General features: G+C 36.9%; 13 protein-coding genes and 1 pseudogene. 2 read left to right on the forward strand and 12 right to left on the reverse strand.

All coding sequences use genetic code 11. The features are described from left to right. Positions 1-14 precede the first annotated feature (14 nt). The 6 genes from ctaG to cyoE all read right to left on the reverse strand — a co-directional run bounded on the left by ctaG (position 15) and on the right by cyoE (position 6,089). Positions 15-932, reverse strand: coding sequence for a cytochrome c oxidase assembly factor CtaG (gene ctaG / locus ACWPVE_RS22080; protein WP_453997186.1), 918 nt, complete (start codon positions 930-932; stop codon positions 15-17). Between the two features lie 172 nt (positions 933-1,104). Further along, positions 1,105-1,431, reverse strand: coding sequence for a cytochrome c oxidase subunit IVB (gene ctaF, locus ACWPVE_RS22085; RefSeq protein WP_453997188.1), 327 nt, complete (start codon positions 1,429-1,431; stop codon positions 1,105-1,107). Positions 1,432-1,435: 4 nt separating this feature from the next. Further along, entirely contained in the window at positions 1,436-2,056 is a 621-nt protein-coding gene (locus ACWPVE_RS22090) for a cytochrome (ubi)quinol oxidase subunit III (RefSeq protein WP_453997190.1), read from the reverse strand. Further along, positions 2,056-3,930, reverse strand: a complete 1,875-nt coding sequence (gene ctaD, locus ACWPVE_RS22095; RefSeq protein WP_453997192.1) for a cytochrome c oxidase subunit I — start codon at positions 3,928-3,930, stop codon at positions 2,056-2,058. The genes ACWPVE_RS22090 and ctaD overlap by 1 nt, the downstream gene beginning before the upstream one ends. Positions 3,931-3,961: 31 nt before the next feature. Beyond that, entirely contained in the window at positions 3,962-5,047 is a 1,086-nt protein-coding gene (gene coxB, locus ACWPVE_RS22100; RefSeq protein WP_453997194.1) for a cytochrome c oxidase subunit II, read from the reverse strand. 103 nt (positions 5,048-5,150) lie between these two features. Beyond that, positions 5,151-6,089 carry a heme o synthase gene (gene cyoE / locus ACWPVE_RS22105; RefSeq protein ID WP_453997196.1) on the reverse strand — a complete coding sequence of 313 codons (939 nt, stop codon included), beginning with the start codon at positions 6,087-6,089 and terminating at the stop codon, positions 5,151-5,153. Positions 6,090-6,735: 646 nt separating this feature from the next. Here cyoE and ACWPVE_RS22110 point away from each other — a divergent pair. Continuing rightward, a complete protein-coding gene (locus ACWPVE_RS22110) occupies positions 6,736-7,713 on the forward strand; it encodes a COX15/CtaA family protein (RefSeq protein ID WP_453997198.1) in 978 nt (325 codons plus the stop codon). Positions 7,714-7,861: 148 nt separating this feature from the next. Here ACWPVE_RS22110 and ACWPVE_RS22115 read toward each other — a convergent pair. The 5 genes and pseudogenes from ACWPVE_RS22115 to ACWPVE_RS22135 form a co-directional block, all read right to left on the reverse strand. After that, positions 7,862-8,691 (reverse strand): annotated as a pseudogene (locus ACWPVE_RS22115) (transposase). Between the two features lie 465 nt (positions 8,692-9,156). Further along, on the reverse strand, positions 9,157-10,482 hold the full coding sequence (gene ltrA / locus ACWPVE_RS22120) for a group II intron reverse transcriptase/maturase (RefSeq protein WP_453990916.1): 1,326 nt from the start codon (positions 10,480-10,482) through the stop codon (positions 9,157-9,159). A 690-nt stretch (positions 10,483-11,172) separates the two neighbouring features. Then, positions 11,173-14,613 carry a pyruvate carboxylase gene (gene pyc, locus ACWPVE_RS22125; RefSeq protein ID WP_453997200.1) on the reverse strand — a complete coding sequence of 1,147 codons (3,441 nt, stop codon included), beginning with the start codon at positions 14,611-14,613 and terminating at the stop codon, positions 11,173-11,175. 59 nt (positions 14,614-14,672) lie between these two features. Next, on the reverse strand, positions 14,673-15,887 hold the full coding sequence (ftsW, locus tag ACWPVE_RS22130) for a putative lipid II flippase FtsW (RefSeq protein WP_453997202.1): 1,215 nt from the start codon (positions 15,885-15,887) through the stop codon (positions 14,673-14,675). Positions 15,888-16,326: 439 nt separating this feature from the next. Further along, positions 16,327-16,608, reverse strand: coding sequence for a YlaN family protein (locus ACWPVE_RS22135; protein WP_453997204.1), 282 nt, complete (start codon positions 16,606-16,608; stop codon positions 16,327-16,329). Positions 16,609-16,830: 222 nt separating this feature from the next. On the opposite strand from ACWPVE_RS22135, the gene ACWPVE_RS22140 reads away from it, so the two are divergent. Next, a complete protein-coding gene (locus ACWPVE_RS22140) occupies positions 16,831-17,328 on the forward strand; it encodes a peptidyl-prolyl cis-trans isomerase (RefSeq protein ID WP_453997206.1) in 498 nt (165 codons plus the stop codon). Between the two features lie 180 nt (positions 17,329-17,508). On the opposite strand, the gene ACWPVE_RS22145 is transcribed toward ACWPVE_RS22140, so the two are convergent. Then, on the reverse strand, positions 17,509-18,837 hold the full coding sequence (locus tag ACWPVE_RS22145) for a PhoH family protein (RefSeq protein ID WP_453997208.1): 1,329 nt from the start codon (positions 18,835-18,837) through the stop codon (positions 17,509-17,511). Positions 18,838-19,007: the final 170 nt, after the last annotated feature.

Raw genomic sequence — 19,007 nt, forward strand, 5'->3', positions numbered from 1 at the left:
TCTCTTTTTTCTATTTAATTTGTTGTTCGTGGGTTAAATAATTGTTCTTCCATTAATTTTTTATCCAGTATTTTTTCTTCCTCACGTTCTTTGCGAACCCATTCAAAGAATACTCTTGTTAATAGACCTGCATAGACGAACTCTTGGATAATTTTCATAATAACCCCACCAGTTCGTTGATCTTCTAGTGGAGGCATAAATCCAAACATCTGAGGTCCAGTAAGATTCATACTTTCAAGCATCGAGGCAGGTACACAGAGTGCAAGAGCGTTCATCCATGAACTAAGTTCAGTATACGTTGCATACATGGCTGTATCTGAAAAAATAATTAATGCACAGGCAGGTGTTAATAACATTCCATCTGCAAAGATGTAACCAACCTTTTTGATACCTGATAATGTATTCCATTCTTCTAACTTATTGATTAATGGCCACCACATAAAGAAAGCAGCAATAAATATAAACGTAGTTGTCGCCGCATGAATAAATACGTTAATTTTCACAAAATCAAAAATCAATGGGATATGATACAAAGAAAAAGACCCATTAAACATAACTAAAGCAATTAAAGGTTTTGTAAGAAATTTTACAATTGGCTTCATTACTCTGTTATTAAAAATCTTTCTCCAAATCCAATTAGGTACACCAAATATGAAAAATGGTGGGACAATTAAGTATAAAACAGCCATTTGAGTCATATGGGCAGTCATTGTCATGTGACCTAAGAGATCAATCGGACTTCCTTTACACAGATAAAGGAGGATCATTCCGATAATAAATAAAATTTTCGTTTTTAGTGATGTAGGTTCAGAATGAGAAAATCGATGTCTCCAGGGACCGACAATCATTAAATATAAAATGGTAACAATTACTAGTGATACAAAAAAGTATGGACTCCACAATGCCCGAAAACCGAAGATATCTATAGACATCTAGCCTCACCCCTTTAAACAAATTAAACAGCATACATATACTATTAATTATACCCTTATAGAAATACCCATGCAAACAAACCATTTATGAACATTTAGTGTCAAAAATCACGCGATAACAGCCAATATACAAAAAAAGAAAGCCGGTTATACCACCGACTTTCTTCGACTCTTACCACCAAATAATGGTTGAGTAACAAAGGACTGTAACAGCAGCAATCAATACTCCTGTAAATAGGAACAATTTTGGTGCCTCATGTCCTTTTTGATTCATGTGCATGAAGTAATACAATTGTAAAATAACCTGAACTACAGCTAGTAGTAGAATAAATGGTACTACTAGATATGGGGAGAAATCACCATATCCAACTGCAATAAAAGCAATGATTGTTAGAAAGATCATGAGAGCAAAAGATATCACATGATGTTTCATTTCTTCTGCACTTTTACGTCTACGATAGGCTAAATCAACATTAGAATGATTCGTATTATTTGTCATGTGTTTATCCCACCATTCCCATAAGATATACAACAGTAAAGATGAACACCCAAACTACGTCAATAAAGTGCCAATAAAGGCTGAAGACATAATACTTAGGCGCATTATATAAATCTAGACCACGTTTTGAATTTCGGACCATAAGTGCAATAGCCCAGCATAATCCGAATAATACGTGAGCACCGTGAGTACCAACAAGTAGATAGAACGCAGATCCAAATGCGCTACCAGTAATAGTATGGCCTAAATGTACATAGTGGTTAAACTCATAAATTTCCAATGCTAGGAAAGATGCTCCAAGAAGAACAGTTAGACCAATCCAAAGCTGCATCTTTTTAAAGTTAAAGTTCTTCATATGGTACATTGAATACACACTAGTTAATGAACTTGCTAAAAGAATCATTGTCATAATGAAAGCTAGTGGTAATTCAAATAATTCCTGTGAAGAAGGACCTGATGCATGACTTTTGTTTAATGCTAGATATGTTGCAAATAGAGAGGCGAATAAAACTGTTTCGCCTCCAAGAAAGAGCCAAAAACCAATAAATTTATTTTTTCCTTCAAGGGTCGCTTTTTCAGGCTCTGCAGGAAATGTTTCAGCTGTTAATTTTTCTTCCACATGCATTATGCCTCAACCCCTTTCTTGTCATCATCATCCATTAAATCTTCTTTATGAATGTGGTATCCATGATCATCAATGATAGAACGTAAAGTCATTGAACCGAAAGTAATGATTCCTCCAATGATCATAACTGGAACAGACCAACTTACACCGTCTGGATGGTATAAGAATCCGAATGCTGCTACAAATAGTCCGAAAGAGATGATTAAAGGTAGGATTGAGCTATTTGGCATATGAATGTCTCCAAGCGGTTCTGCAGGAGTCATTTCTTTTTTACCTTGCATTTTTTCTACCCATAAAGCGTCTAATCCACGAACTAATGGTAATTGTTTAAAGTTGTACTCAGCAGGTGGTGATGCAACAGCCCACTCTAGTGTACGTCCATCTCCCCAAGGGTCTGCTGATACGTATTCACCTTTAACAGATGTAACCACAATATTATAGAGCATAATAAGTACTGCTACTGCCATGAATGCAGCCCCAATAGAACTGATCATGTTTCCAAGTTCCCAACCATGGTTTGGTAGGAATGTAAATACACGACGTGGCATTCCCATTAAACCAAGGAAATGTTGGATAAAGAATGTTAAATGGAATCCAATTAAGAATAACCAGAACGTTACTTTTCCAAGTGTATCGTTTAACATTTTACCAAACATTTTTGGCCACCAGTAGTGTGTACCTGCAAGTACCGCAAATACTACCCCACCAACGATTACATAGTGGAAGTGGGCAACTACGAAATACGTGTCATGATATTGATAGTCTTGAGGAGCAGAACCTAGCATTACTCCTGTTACCCCACCCATGATGAACGATGGAATAAATGCCACAGCATACATCATTGGTGTTGGGAATGTTAGTGATCCTCCCCACATAGTGAAGAGCCAGTTAAAGATTTTGATACCAGTCGGAACTGCAATTGCCATCGTAGCAACCGCAAAGATTGAGTTCGCGATTGGTCCTAAACCAGTTGTAAACATGTGGTGAGCCCACACCATGAAACCTAAGAATCCAATTAAAACAGTCGCGAATACCATTGAAGAGTATCCGAATAGTCTTTTTCTTGAGAATGTAGAGAAAATCTCAGAGAAAATACCGAATGCTGGGAGAATCAAAATGTAAACCTCTGGGTGACCGAAGATCCAGAAGAAGTGCTCCCAAATAATTGTATTTCCACCCAATGCAGGATCGAAAATAGCTGTACCAAAGATACGGTCAAACATCAGTAAGAGCAATCCAACAGTTAATGGTGGGAAAGCGAATAAAATAAGTGCTGATGCTACGAACGTAGTCCATGTAAATAACGGCATACGCATGTAAGTCATACCAGGTGCTCTCATTGTGATGATTGTCGCTAAGAAGTTAATACCACCAATTAAAGTACCTAGACCTGCAATTTGAAGACCAAGTACATAGAAATCAATACCATGACCTTCAGAATGTAAAGAAAGTGATGCATAGGAAGTCCAACCTGCATCAGGTGCTCCACCTAAGAACCAACTTAGATTTAAGAATAATCCCCCAAAGAAGAATAACCAAAAACCTAAAGCGTTTAAAAATGGAAATGCAACGTCACGTGCACCAATTTGAATTGGCATTACGGCGTTCATAAATCCAAGTAATAGTGGCATCGCTGCCAAGAAAATCATTGTTGTACCATGCATTGTTAAAAGTTCATTAAAAAAGCCTGCACTTACAAAGTTACTGTCGGGTACAGCGAGCTGAATCCGAATTAGTAGTGCTTCAATTCCCCCAAGTAGGAAGAAGAAGCCACCAGCCATAATATAAAGTTTAGCAATTTTTTTATGGTCAACGGTTGTTAAATAATCCCATAAAACAGCGCCAAACCCTTTTTTCTGAGCTACAGTACTCACAATGTGACCTCCTTATTTTAGTCTACTATCATTATTCTTCAATTTTAAGACCCATTAGATATTCAGCTAATGCATCTAAATCTTGGTCAGATAAACCATCATGATCGTACGTATCAGTCATAAGGTTTCCTGGTTTAACATCTTCAGGATCTTTCAACCATTTTTTTAGATTTTCTTTATCGAATTCTAAAATACCTGCAATTGTTGAGCGATCTCCAAAGTTTGCTAAGTTTGGTCCAGTACCCGGTTTCGGACGGACTTCTCCTGGATTAACTGCATGACAGGCGATACAGCCATTAGAAGTGAAAAGTTCTTCTCCTGCTTTTGCAACATCAGATGCAGGTACATGCTCAGCATCCTTAGCAGCTACCATTTTGTCCACCCATTGATCAAATTCAGCACGTGGAAGTGGTTTAACTTTAAAATCCATTAAAGCATGTGATGGGCCACAAAGCTCTGCACATTTACCATAGAATAAGCCACCAGCTTCTTCTGTTTTTTCAGAATCAAACTCTAACCAGAATTTGTTTACGTTATCTGTATTATTGTCTAGTTTTCCACCAACAGCTGGAATCCAGAATGAGTGCTTAACATCAGATGCTATAAGTTCAAAATAAACTTTCTCATCAGTAGGAACAACTAATTCTTGACCAGTTACAATTTCATGATCAGGGTATTCAAATTCCCACCAATATAGGTTTGCAGTAACCTTAACTACTACTGCATCTTCGTCTCTAGTGTCTGGTTCCATAGCCTTAACATCTGCTAATTCAAATGTAGCAGATACAGTAGGTATGGCTAGAACTAATAGTAAAAGAATCGGAATAACAGTCCAAATTACTTCTAACGTATGATTACCTTCTACTTGCTTAGGAATCTTGTTCTCTTCACCTTTTTTACGTCTAAATTTGACTAAAGTGATGATGAAGATAACCGTAACGACTGCAATAACGATTACCATGATTAGTGTTGCTAAAATCATTAAATCGAATTGCATTTTAGCAACTTCCCCTGCTGGTTGCAGTGCAGAAACAAATGGTTCTCCACAGCCAGCTAACAGTAGCGCCATGAAACTAAATAGTGCCAACAAGCGCAAATTTGGTAGCCATTTTTTCATAGCTTGATCAAACCCCTCTTTCAATTTTTTTTGCATTATCTTTTTAACAAAGATAGTAAAACCTTCTACTATATAGAAGATTCATTTATATTTTGAAACCCGCTTATAATAAGGTAACAATTATCATAGAAACAAACATAATCGTTAAATAATTAAGCGAGTAAACAAACATTTGCGTTGCCCATTTAATATCATCCTTCTTCTTATATCCTCTAATACCAAGGACTAACCATCCGATATTTAGAAGAGTGGCGATTAATACGAATAAACCGCCTAAAGAGAACATGTAAAATGGTAGTGGTAGTAAGCAAATAACCCATATTAAGATTTGTCTCTTTGTCATTGCAAAACCGTGCACCACTGGAAGCATCGGAACTCCCGCTTCGCGGTACTCCTCAACTCTTCTCATAGCTAATGCTAAGAAATGTGGCGGTTGCCAGATAAACATAATCAAGAATAAAAGCCATGCAATGAGGTGCAAATCGGGGTCAATAGCTGCCCAACCTATAAGTGGAGGTACAGCCCCTGAGATACTCCCAATAACAGTGTTAATGGTATACTTTCGTTTTGACCACATAGTGTAAAGTACAATATATGAAAACACACCAATAATACCAATTACCGTAGCCGTAATTGTCGTTAGTAGTAAAAATCCCGTTCCTAATAGTATGAGTATTATACCCAATCCTAAAACATGCTTTGGATTAATTCTACCAGTAACGGTTGGTCTCACCTTCGTACGGTCCATTACATGATCGATATCCCTGTCGTAATAATTATTTATTACACAGGAACCCGCAATGACTAATGCAGAACCTAGAAGTGTGTATAAAACGATATCTAATTCCTGCATGAAACTTTTCCCTGTAAAAAATAGGGCGAGCCATATACCAGTAAAGGTTGTTATCAAATTGGAGTTAACAATACCAATTTTAATAAGCGAAAGAAAATCCTTATAGGCCGTAGAACTATTTTCCTGACCACGAGTTTCTTCATTTTGTATTTTTTCATCTGTACCTAGTACAGACCTAGTCGTCGTCATCCTGTAGCCTCCTTATTTTATTTAACAATAAACTTAAAGACTCACTTCATAATTGCGTGCAGCAATCTTATCAGCCTCGTTTTTATATATTTTCATTTTATAAAACATTTTGTACTACTTTCTGTATTAAAAAACCTATTGAAAAGTGTAAAAGCGTTTTCGAGTTACTATGTATGTAATAAAGCACAATCATATTATCGCTATTATTATGTTGTGTATATTATAAATTATATTAAAAAATACCCTTTCTGTATATTAAATCACACTTTAAGGTTTTTTTGTGAACAAATCGTTAATAATTTATGACTTTTTTGTGACCTTCATGTAAGGCGAAACCGCGTCATAATTACCATTCACACTGTAAAAATAGTGTTAACCTCATGATTTTTAGGTTTTGTCGAAACGTAAATGTTCTCCCCTATCTATTTCTAGCAAACTCCTTGAAAATATTCAACCTTTTTTACTACAATAATAAATTTTTTTCGAATTTAGGTGGGTTGTAATGATTTCGTAAATTGTGTAATATCGATTATAGCATTTCTTTGAATTTTATCTGTTATTTAGATAAGATGAATATCGTAGAAATATAGTTAAATAATAGAATGTATGTTAAATGTATGTTTCATTATAGTAAGTAGGTGATAATTTGAACCGTTCATTAAAATGGTTATCGGTAATTACAACGATCGGTATGCTATTTGTGTTAATCGGTGGTGCACTTGTAACTAAAACAGATTCTGGTGACGGCTGTGGAGAATCATGGCCATTATGTCACGGACAGTTAATCCCAGAAGAAATTACCTTTGAGTTAGTAGTTGAACTTAGCCATAGGGTTGTTTCTGGAGGTGTAGGAATTTTAGTTCTCATTTTATCTATTTGGGCTTGGAAAGCTATTGGCCACATTAGAGAAACGAAATTTCTAGCATTTATATCATTCTTTTTCTTAGTTTTACAGGGATTAATAGGAGCAGCTGCTGTTATGTGGGGTCAATCTGATGTTGTCCTAGCACTCCATTTTGGTATTTCGCTCATTTCATTTGCATCTGTATTACTATTGACTTTGCTTATATTTGAAGTCGATAAAAAGTTTGATGCCAGCTCACTTGTAATTGACCCGAAACTAAGAATGCACTTTTACGCATTAACCATTTATAGTTTAGTTGTCGTTTATTCTGGTGCACTTGTACGTCATATCGGAGCTTCACTTGCCTGCCCTGATTGGCCAGTGTGTACATATAACAACATCGGCTTCCCTACACAAATCCATGAATGGGTTCAGATGGGGCACAGAATGTTAGCTGGCTTATTGGTTCTATGGATAGTATGGCTTGCAGTGAATATTGCGAAGCACTATAGACATCAAAGAGTTCTCTATTACGGTTGGAACATCGTACTTGGTTTAGCCATCCTTCAAGTCATTTCAGGCGCTGTCGTTGTTTTCACTCGACTTAATTTATTTGTCTCTCTAGCTCACGCTTTATTTATTTCTTGTCTATTTGGAGTATTAAGCTACTTTATCCTTTTATCTTCAAGAAGCAAGAAAAATGAATTAGCGATACAAGCAGAAACTGATAATGCGAATGATGAAAAAATCAATCCAAATCAAACGATTTCAATTCCATAAAAAATAACCTAGGGTCATCCGAGGCAGCTGAAAAACTTACGTTTTTTATAGGTGATTAAATTGATAAATCAAAAAAGACGACTAAAATTCATTTTTTGAATTAAAAGTCGTCTTTTTTATGCATATGATACCATTTCACCCTGGGTTATTACCCTAATAGTTTTAAAATCCGCTTTATATTTACCGTAAATATCGCCATGGCACCTTGTAATTCCATGCCAATTAGACCCGAGGATTTCGCTACATCAACCCCGTGTCTGTGTTTTAATTCGCTACTTTTAGCTTCTATTTTATAACGCTCTTTGGATTTCTCTTTAAAATAGTCGCTTTCCTGAAATTCCATCTGTTCAGTTTGTACATTTGATTTAATACTAACAGAATAAGTTTTACTTTTAGCACCTTCCTTATAGCAACCTTCTTTAAATGGACAGTGTTTACACTTTTCGATATCAAAATAATAGGTATCCACTTGATTGGCAGCTACGCTTTCCATTAAGATTTCTTTAGGTGATTTTTGGTTATACCGTGCTTTTGTGTGGGTAGCATCTACTATAATACTTTTACTTTTGATGATTTCCTTTTCAATCGCAATTTCTACAGTTTTATTGTTTAACAAATCTAATAGGTCAACATTTTTCAAACGCAGTTTTCGAAATTTAGTTAAAGAACTCGGATCAATCACTGGCTCTTCAGGAGCCATATCTAAAAAATACTTAAAGGACATGTCGTACTTAGAACGCTCGCAATATCAACATCAGACAAGTCATGGATAGTCTTTAGCAATAAATATTTGAACATGCGAATAGGGTCTACAGCATTTCGACCGTTATCATGACAGTAATTTTCCTTAAGCTCTTCATATACGAAAGAGAAGTCCACAAGTTCATTAATTTTCCGTAGCATATTATCCTGCGGAACGACAATATCATAGATTTGCATAAACGGACTAAAAGTCATTGATTGTTGTTTTTGAATCATAGAACCCACCCACATAGAATTGATACAACCATTATACAATGAAAAAAGGTATTATTTTCTCAAATTCAGAGAAAATAATACCTTTTTAACTAATGTTGATTGGAGCGGAAGGCACGAGACTCCTGCGGGAAAAGCGTGGCCAGGGGAGACCCCGCAGGAGCACAGCGACGAGTAGGCTCCCGGACCGCCCGCGGAAAGCGAGTGACTGCAGCGGAAATCAACACCAATTTTAGAAAGGGACTTTTTCAGTGCCCTCGGTCATCCTTAGGTTATTTTTTAGTTTTCATCAGTTTTTCTAATTGAGTGTTCCTAAAGATAAAATAAACATTGATATCCGCCAATCCATTATCTCAGTATCCAAATTTTACAAAAAGTCCTTTTTCATAATAGAGTAGGCGCATGAATTTATTCATGCGCCTCTCACAGATCCGTACGTGCGGGTCATCGCATACGGCTCCTCCATGATTATCCCCGTTGGGGATGATGTTCATTGTAAATATCCACTAAAGATATGAGACCAATTTCTTTAAACCATTCATTTGGAAGTGCTACATGCACTGGGGTAGACATAGAACTTCTCCAAGCATACATGCGCAACTGTGGAAGTTCTCCTTTCCACTTTCTTCTTCGTAGTTCTCTGTGCAATTTTCTTATCTTTCGCCAGCTCCTCAATTGAACGGACCGTAGTCTCCTCCGAATCCACTTGTCAAACTCCGTAAATAGAGTCTTGGAATGCCAGTATCCGAAGTAGTTAGCCCAGCCACGCAGGTATGGATTAAGTTTCTCTTTAATTAGCTTCTCCATGTTTATTGTTTGATTTCGCTTTGTAATTTCCTTTACCTTATTCTTAAATTTCTTTATCGATTTTTCTGACGGCTTAACCCAATAACCTTGTTTAAATTCATATCCTAAGAATACAAAGGATTCTTTCATATTATCAACAATCTTAGTCTTTTCAGGATGTACAGTTAAACCGAGTTTTTGTTCAAGAAATCGAGTAACGGATTTAAGTACTCTTTCTGCACCCTTTTGTGATTTACAACAGATGACGAAGTCGTCTGCATATCTCGTAATGCGATGTCCACGCTCCGTCATTAATTCATCTAACGGATGCAAGTATATGTTCGCAAGAAGCGGACTAATAACACCACCTTGCGGAGTACCTTTTTCATTTAAGTGGAAACTTCCACCTTCCATGATTCCTGCTTGGAGGAAACTCTCAAGTAGTCCAATGACACTTCCATCCACTATTTCTTCTCTAACCAGTGACATTAGTTTGTCATGTGGAATTGTGTCGAAGTATGATTTTAGGTCTGCATCAATTACATACACATAACCATCCAATAAATCCTTTCGGATTTTATCCAATGCCATATGTGCACTTCGGTTCGGTCGAAAACCAAAACTACAATCAAGAAATTTAGCTTCAAAGATTGGCTCTATTATTCTGCGTACAGAAGCCTGTACTATTCGGTCTCTCACGGTTGGGATACCTAGAGGTCTTTTTGAACCATCAGCCTTTGGAATATATACTCGTTTCACTGGTCTCGGCTTATATGTCTTATCTCGTAATTCACGTTGAAGGATTTGTACATTATCCTCCACACCAAATTCAAAAGCCTTAATTGTTACTCCATCTATCCCTGCGGCACCTCGATTTCTTTTAACCTCTTTAAAGGCTTCCTCCATGTTTGGCATTGCCCATATTTTATCTATAAGACTATACCACTTTCTCTTTTGTGGAATCCTTACTCCCTCACGAAAACCTTGTTTGCCTTCTTTTCCGTTCATGTTCCGTATCTTTCCTTTCAGTCTGATGATTGACTAGCCCAATTTCCGCAATATCAACAGGTCCACAAAGTACTGCGCCCCCATACGGTCTACCCTTCTGTTCGACCCCGATTCTATGGATTTGTCCTATCGGTTTCTGTATGGACATGACGTATTCTAAGATAACTCGGTTTTTTTTCTTCCATGGACAGACGGGCTTCGCATAGAGTCCCTACCTTTTGGGTTAAGGCTCCTCTTAATAACTTGTATTAAGTCACTCACCATTGCGACCTTTCCGGTAAGCTTCTTCACTACTATCCCCTGCTCTGACTTCTCACCATTCATAATCTTATCTTATCCATCACGGACTTGAATAAGGGTTACCGTATTTCGGAAACGATGAGACCTCCTTGGGTCACGTCATCGGGCTTTCACCTGAATCCAGTCCTCTTAACTAACAGAGCCCTCTTGTGGCTTTGGACACTCCCTTCTTTTGCAGGGTTATCCGACTCTGCCAGCCAACATGGTTAGATTGTCACCTGTTCCAGGTTTTGCCTTCAAGTCCTCTGCACATTGCCTCACGGCAATGCACTACTTGTCAGCTATACACTTCCGCCACTACGGTGTGTTCAGGACTTTCACCTGTTAGTCCGATGCGCTGCCAAGCGCACAAAAGAGCCTCAGGGAATTTACCCCGAGGCTCTTTTGTTCTTATTTTGTTAATTCAAGTAATAGGTCACCTGTTTGGATCGCTTCTCCGTTAGTAACGTGAATATCCTTTACAACACCTGAGAATGGTGCTTGTACAGTTGTTTCCATCTTCATGGCTTCTGTGATCATGAGATGGTCCCCTTTATTTACTTTATCGCCTTTTTCAACTAATACTTTAATAACAGTACCAGGCATTGTTGCACCAATGTGGTTTTCGTTATCACGATCAGCTTTTAGCTTAGCGACTACAGTCGACTTAATATTTACGTCTTTAATGATGACTTCACGAGGTTGTCCATTCAATTCAAAATATACAACGCGCGTGCCATCAGCCTGTGGTTCACCAATCGAAACAAGTTTAACAATTAATGTTTTACCTTGTTCAATTTCTACTTCGATTTCTTCACCAAGTCTCATACCATAATGGAATGTTGGTGTATCGAGCATTGAAATATCACCATATTGTTCAAACATTTTTTGATAATCCATGAACACCTTTGGATATAATGCATAAGAAACTAATTCCTTATTCGTAACTTCTCGATGTAGACTATGCGTTAATGTATCTTTAATATCATTAAAATCTACTGGATCAAGTAACTCTCCTGGTCGGACTGTAATAGGTTCACGACCCTTAAGAATGATACGTTGAAGTTCTTTTGGAAAACCACCATGTGGTTGACCTAAATATCCTTCAAACAGTTCGACAACTGAGTCTGGGAAATCAAGTGACTCTCCTCTTTCATAGATATCATCTTCGGTAAGATTATTTTGAACCATGTAAAGTGCCATATCTCCAACAACTTTAGAAGAAGGAGTTACTTTTACAATATCGCCGAACATATCATTGACACGACGATACATTTCTTTTACTTCTTCCCATCTTGAGCCAAGTCCAACTCCCTTAGCTTGTTGTTGTAAGTTACTATATTGTCCTCCAGGCATTTCATGCTGGTAGACTTCAGTATGTGGTGAAGTCATTCCACTTTCAAAATCTTGATAATATTTACGAACACCTTCCCAATAACGTGCAATCTCTTCGTAGGCAGTTACAGAAAGATCTGGTTTTCGATCTGTCCCTTCTAATGCGTATAATAGTGAGTTTGCACTTGGTTGTGATGTTAATCCAGCCATAGAACTTACCGCTACGTCAACAATATCAACACCTGCTTCAATCGCTTTTGCATAAGTCATTAAGCCATTACCGCTTGTATCATGCGTGTGTAAATGAATAGGAATTGATACAGTTTCTTTCAATGCAGAAACTAACGTATATGCAGCTTGCGGCTTAAGTAAGCCTGCCATATCCTTAATGCCCAGCATATGAGCTCCCGATTGTTCGAGTTCTTTTGCAAGGTCTTTATAATATTGCAAGTCATACTTTGAACGTGTTGGATCAGTAATGTCACCCGTGTAGCAAATGGCAGCTTCTGCTATTTTTCCACTGTTTCGAACAGAATCAATAGCTAAAGTCATTCCTTTTACCCAGTTTAAGCTATCAAAGATACGGAATACATCGATACCTGAATCAGCTGATTCTTTCACGAACTCACGAATTAAATTATCTGGATAGTTTTTATAACCTACTGCATTTGATGCACGAAGTAACATTTGGAATAAAATATTTGGAGCTTGCTTACGTAATGTTGCAAGGCGCTCCCATGGATCTTCATTTAAGAAACGGTATGCAACATCAAATGTAGCTCCACCCCACATTTCTAGTGAGAACAATTCAGGTAATAGTCGTGCAGTTGGATCTGCAATATGTGTTATATCAGTCGTTCTAATCCTTGTTGCAAGTAATGATTGGTGTGCATCACGGAACGTTGTATCAGTGAAGAGAACTTGTTTTTGATCTTTAACCCAATTCATTACCCCTTCTGGACCCAGTTGATCAAGAATTTGTTTTGTTCCTGAAGGTACTGGTTCATCATGTCTTACTTTAGGTAAGAATGGTTTATCATAAACTGGTTTTCTTTTCTTTTTGACTCCTGGGAAACCATTGACAGATACATTTCCAATATAAGAAAGCATCTTTGTTCCTCGGTCCTTTGGTTTCGGGAAAATAAACAACTCAGGTGATGAATCAATAAACGATGTATCATATTCGCCTGATAAGAATTTCTCGTGTTTAACCACATTCTCTAAAAATGGAATATTTGTCTTAATTCCACGGATTCTGAACTCTTTCAAGTTTCTGACCATTTTGGATGCAGCTTGCTCAAAAGTTAAAGCTTGTGTAGAAAGCTTTACGAGTAAAGAATCATAGTAAGGTGTTATAACCGCACCTTGGAACCCATTTCCAGCGTCAAGACGAACACCAAAACCGCCACCACTTCTATACGCACTAATTTTACCAGTATCTGGCATGAAATTATTTAATGGGTCTTCTGTTGTTACACGAGATTGGATCGCATAACCATGTGTTGTGATATCTTCTTGTGCAGGAATACCAATTTCATTACTATGCAAGGAAAGACCTTCAGCAACTTGAATTTGAGTTTGCACAATATCAATACCAGTAATCATTTCAGTAATCGTATGTTCAACCTGAACACGTGGGTTCACTTCAATAAAATAAAATTCATCATTAGCAACTAAGAACTCCACTGTTCCAGCGTTTAAGTAATCTACATTCTTCATTAATTTAACAGCTGCGTCGCAAATTTCTTGGCGCAATGATTCGGATAAAGATACACTTGGTGCTACTTCAACTACTTTTTGGTGACGTCTTTGTACAGAGCAATCACGTTCATATAGGTGAACAATGTTACCATGACTATCACCGATAATTTGAACTTCAATATGTTTTGGATTTTCAATTAGTTTTTCAATATAAACCTCATCATTACCAAATGCCGCTTTTGCCTCGGATTTCGCACGTTCGTAGGACTCTTTAATACCTGCTTTATTTCGAACAATACGCATACCACGTCCGCCACCACCAAGTGATGCCTTGATAATAACTGGGTAACCATATTGATCACCAAATTTAATTGCTTCTTCTAGGCTTTTTAGTGGACCATCACTACCAGGTATAACAGGGATCTGAGCTTTTACAGCTTGATGCCTTGCTTTCACCTTATCTCCAAACATATCTAAATGAGAAGATTTAGGTCCTATGAAAATAATATTCTCTTCTTCACATCTTCTTGCAAAATCAATATTTTCAGATAAAAAACCATAACCAGGGTGAATGGCATCTACATCATTATCTTTTGCAATTTCAATAATACCCTCGATATCTAGGTATGCATCAATTGGTTTCTTCCCTTCACCAACTAAGTAAGCCTCATCCGCTTTATAACGGTGATAAGAACCTGCATCTTCCTTAGAATATATTGCAACAGTACGTATATTTAGTTCTGTACATGCTCTAAATACACGTATTGCGATTTCCCCTCGATTGGCAACTAGTACCTTCTTGATGCGCTTCTCCATATAAATCCTCCTTCTTAAAAATAAACATTTAAATATATAATCAACCTATAGATAAAAATTTATCTATAGGGGACATAATTTTTTTGAAAGGAACGAGCCGGTTGAATAGGCGGCTTATTTTCTTTTTTACTATACATCGAATGATAGTTTGTAAACATGGAAACATTTATCAAAATTCCCATTGAGGCTAATAATAATAGCAAAGATGAACCTCCGTAACTAATAAATGGCAATGTAACCCCTGTGATTGGAATTAATCCTGTCAAACCACCTAAATTAATAAAAGTTTGAATCGCAATCATAGAGGAAATGCCAATTGCTAGTAAACTACCAAATGGATCATTACATTTTCTTGCAATTTGAAATCCTCGAAAAACAATATATGCTAATAATAATAATACAAACATGACACCAAATAAACCTAATTCTTCTGCAATAACAGCCATAATAAAATCTGTATGGGCTTCTGGAAGGTAATTAAACTTTTGAATACTTTGCCCTAAACCAAGGCCTGTCCAACCTCCAGCACCTAATGCAATATAGGAGTTAACGAGCTGGTATCCATTTACCTCATCTTCAAATGGATTCATAAATCCTAAGAATCGGCCCATTCTGCCCTCAGATAAAATCCCATCTGATAGTATATATAAAACTGGAGAAAGGAGAACGGCTGTAATGAGGCCAAGCAAAATTAGTTTTCCGATGCTTTTCATACCCATTCCTGAACATAAAATAATGGATAAAGCAATTAATCCAATAATAAAGGCTGTCCCATAATCGGGCTGAATGGCTACTGTCATACATATGACGAGGGTGAAAATGATAGGAGGCATGACTGCAATACCGAATTGGTTGATATATGCCTGTTTTTTTGAATAAACAGCAGCAAGATAAATAATCACACTCAATTTCGTAAATTCAGAAGGCTGAATTCCCCTTGCACCCACCATAATCCAACTTTGTGCATTATTCGCAGTATGTCCAATAATAAAAACTAACAAAAGCATGGCAACTGATCCAAGTACAATTGCTACAAGAATCTTTTTTGATGCATATATTTTATAAGGTAAAATCATGGTTAACAGTAAGGCAAATGTGCCGACAAACAAGGCCATCTTTTGTCTGTCAAAAAAGAAAGACGGATTTTCTCCAAATTTTGGAGCTGAGGCAATGACCATACTTGAACTATAGACCATTACAAGTCCAAAAGAACATAAAAGAAAAACAGCTATTAGTAAAGAATAATCATACGATTTTAAAATTTTTTTGAGCATTGGACATCATCCTCTAAATACAAGGTATCGTTCTTTATCTCGCATTAACACAGCTGCACGATTCAAGTCTAAGCTTTAAATAGATCAATACGCTGACATATAACGTGCCCGATTAAGGTCATAAATGTAACTAGGAGCAAAAGAGCCACATTATGAACTACGTCTGTCTGGCCCTCATCATTGAGCCACAACAAATAATAATCGCGAGAGGTTGAAGAAACCCCGACAATTTGGAGTTTCACTTTATTGTACAATATTTTTTAGTTTCGTGTCGAAAAAATATTGTATTCTTTCAACCTACTATATTTTCTTACTAGTGTGATTTAGGGATAGAATCCTTTAAATTAAAATACTTTATTGAAGGAAAACTGTAAACCCTATTATAAAAAAACTCAAATTATCCTGGTTTCAGGTTAATTTGAGTTGATTTATCTATTGGTTACTTACGAGTCGAAGCTTCATGAAGAACGGATAACTCGCGCTCAAGTTTTGAAAGGAGCTCTTTACCTTCTGGCGCCTCTATTAATCCTAATCTTACTGCAAAGTCAATTTCGCGTGATAATCCAAACATTTGCGTATCAAGGACTTCTTCGTATAATGGGCACTGAGGCATGGTAAGATTATCCATTTGAACCTTTATAAGTTTTAATATTTTTTCAGCATCTGCTTGTAGCAAAGATAATGCTTTTTCACGATGATTCACTGAAATCTCTGAAGTCAATTCATAACCCCTCCGTTCGCGAAGCGATACCTAATCCTATCTATAAATATTAACCTGTATATAGTAAAATTGCAAGAATAAATAGACAAGACTAGCAATCTTAAATTTAAATATACCCTATTATTAGGCATAAATACAGCTTTCACTTAGGTATTGAAACAGTTGATACTTCCTATTCAGTTTTAAAACCACTATAATTATGATGGAAAGGAATGATTTGCGATGAACTTTATTATCATGATTGAAGGAAAGACAAAGTATAAGATTACATTAGATCCAAGTGTGTGGATTTTTGATGATCGTCGAGTAGATTTACTTACATATTTCGAGTCAGAACAAAAAACAACTGAAGATTTAACCGATTACACAAAATCGGTTTCAGAACACTGGGATCGAGAAATTCGTGAAGGTGCGATATATCCGCCTACCTTAAAAACGGAGAAAAAGTATTTAAAAGAACAAGCATTAACAGGCACATTTGGAATTCCGCTTAAAGATTTTATAAACAATGCTGAACCAACTGAAGGTGCTTCGTTGTTAAAAATCATTCAACAGGATGGAGAAACAACCGTTCCACTAGAAGAAGCATACCAGGCTGTCCTAGGATTCTCAAATGAAGGAAAACCTTTACGTGAAGATGGGCCTGTTCATTTTTACTTTGGTGATGGCTCAAATCGTCATAATCCAATCAAAAATATCACTGGATTTGTTATCGAATAATAAGAAAAGCTAAAGGCGCCCGCTCATCGGCGACAAGCACAAGACGAGCGCTGACAGAAGGCGCTCTTTGCCTTCCTAAGCGATTGGCTTGTGACCTCGAGCCGATGGCGCCTTCAGCTAGACATCAATAGAGCCTGCCACTTACCTTTCGCTAAAGGTTCGTGACAGGCCTATACTGTGCTAGAGGATATCTGCAGCTAGTTGTGCTAAACCAGACCTTTCACCTTTTACTAACTTAATATGCCCAGCAATCTTTTGATCCTTAAACTTTTCCACAACATATGTTAACCCGTTATTGTACTCATCCAGATAAGGATGGTCAATTTGTTCGGTATCACCCATAAAAACAATCTTGCTTTTTTCCCCAACCCTAGTGAGGATGGTCTTCACTTCATGCTTTGTTAGATTTTGTGCCTCATCGATGATAATAAATTGCTCTGGTATACTTCTTCCTCGGATATACGTAAGGGCCTCCACTTCAATCGAACCCATACCAGCTAAAATAGCATCCAACTCACCTGGCTTCTTCGTATTAAACAAATATTCAAGATTATCATAAATAGGCTGCATCCATGGTCTAAGCTTTTCTTGTTTTTCTCCAGGTAAGAAACCTATATCTTTACCAACTGGGACAATTGGTCTAGCAACTAAGAGCTTTTTGTATTCCCCTAAGTCCTCAGTTAGCATAAGGCCAGCTGCAAGTGTCAGTAATGTTTTTCCTGTACCTGCTTTACCTATTAATGTTACCAATGGAATATCATCTCGTAATAATAATTCAAATGCCATCGTTTGCTGTACATTTCGTGGCTTTATACCCCAAATATGATCCTGTTTAAAATGGAGCTTTTTTACTACCTTTCCTGTTTTATCTACAATCCCAATTGCAGATGCTGAACCGCCTAGTGCATCTTTTAAAATAATAAATTGATTCGGATAAAATGGATGATTCACCAATTCAGTTACGTGTAACTCACCTTTTTCATAAAAAAGGTCAAGAAGGCTACGATTTATATATACTTCGAGAAATCCCGAATAAATATGGTCAACCTCAACAACTCGATCATTTAGGAAATCTTCCGCTTGTAAGCCTAATGCATCAGCCTTCACTCGGACCAATGCATCTTTGCTAACTAATATGACCTGTTTCCCATTTTCTTTTGATTGTTCTTCTAATGAAAGGTTTTTGGCAACGGCCAGAATTCGATTATCATTTGTTTTTTCAATAAAGATGTCTTGTAATTCATGAAAAGATCGATGGTTTAATTCGATCCTCATCGTTCCACCCGTTTCAAGCTGGATTTTCTCATGCAACTTCCCCGTCTGTCTCATGTTATCAATGAGTTTTGAAACTTGCCTAGCGTTTCTACCTATTTCATCCATATAACGTTTTTTTGAGTCCACCTCTTCTAACACTACTGCTGGTATTACTACCTCATTATCGTCAAACGAGAATATTGCTCTTGGATCTTGCAATAATACATTCGTATCTAATACATAAATTTTCCCCAAAATCACGCCTCCTACTCAAGTCCGCTTCATTTTTGTTTTAGGAGTGAAACAGGTTAATCGTGTGAAAATATTTTTTATTTTATTATATTTGTCAATCCTATTTTTGTTCTTGTAAGGACGACCTTTGATAAAAATATATGTAGGAATGAATAAAGATAGAAGAATAATTA

The organism is Bacillus nitroreducens, from assembly GCF_964021195.1.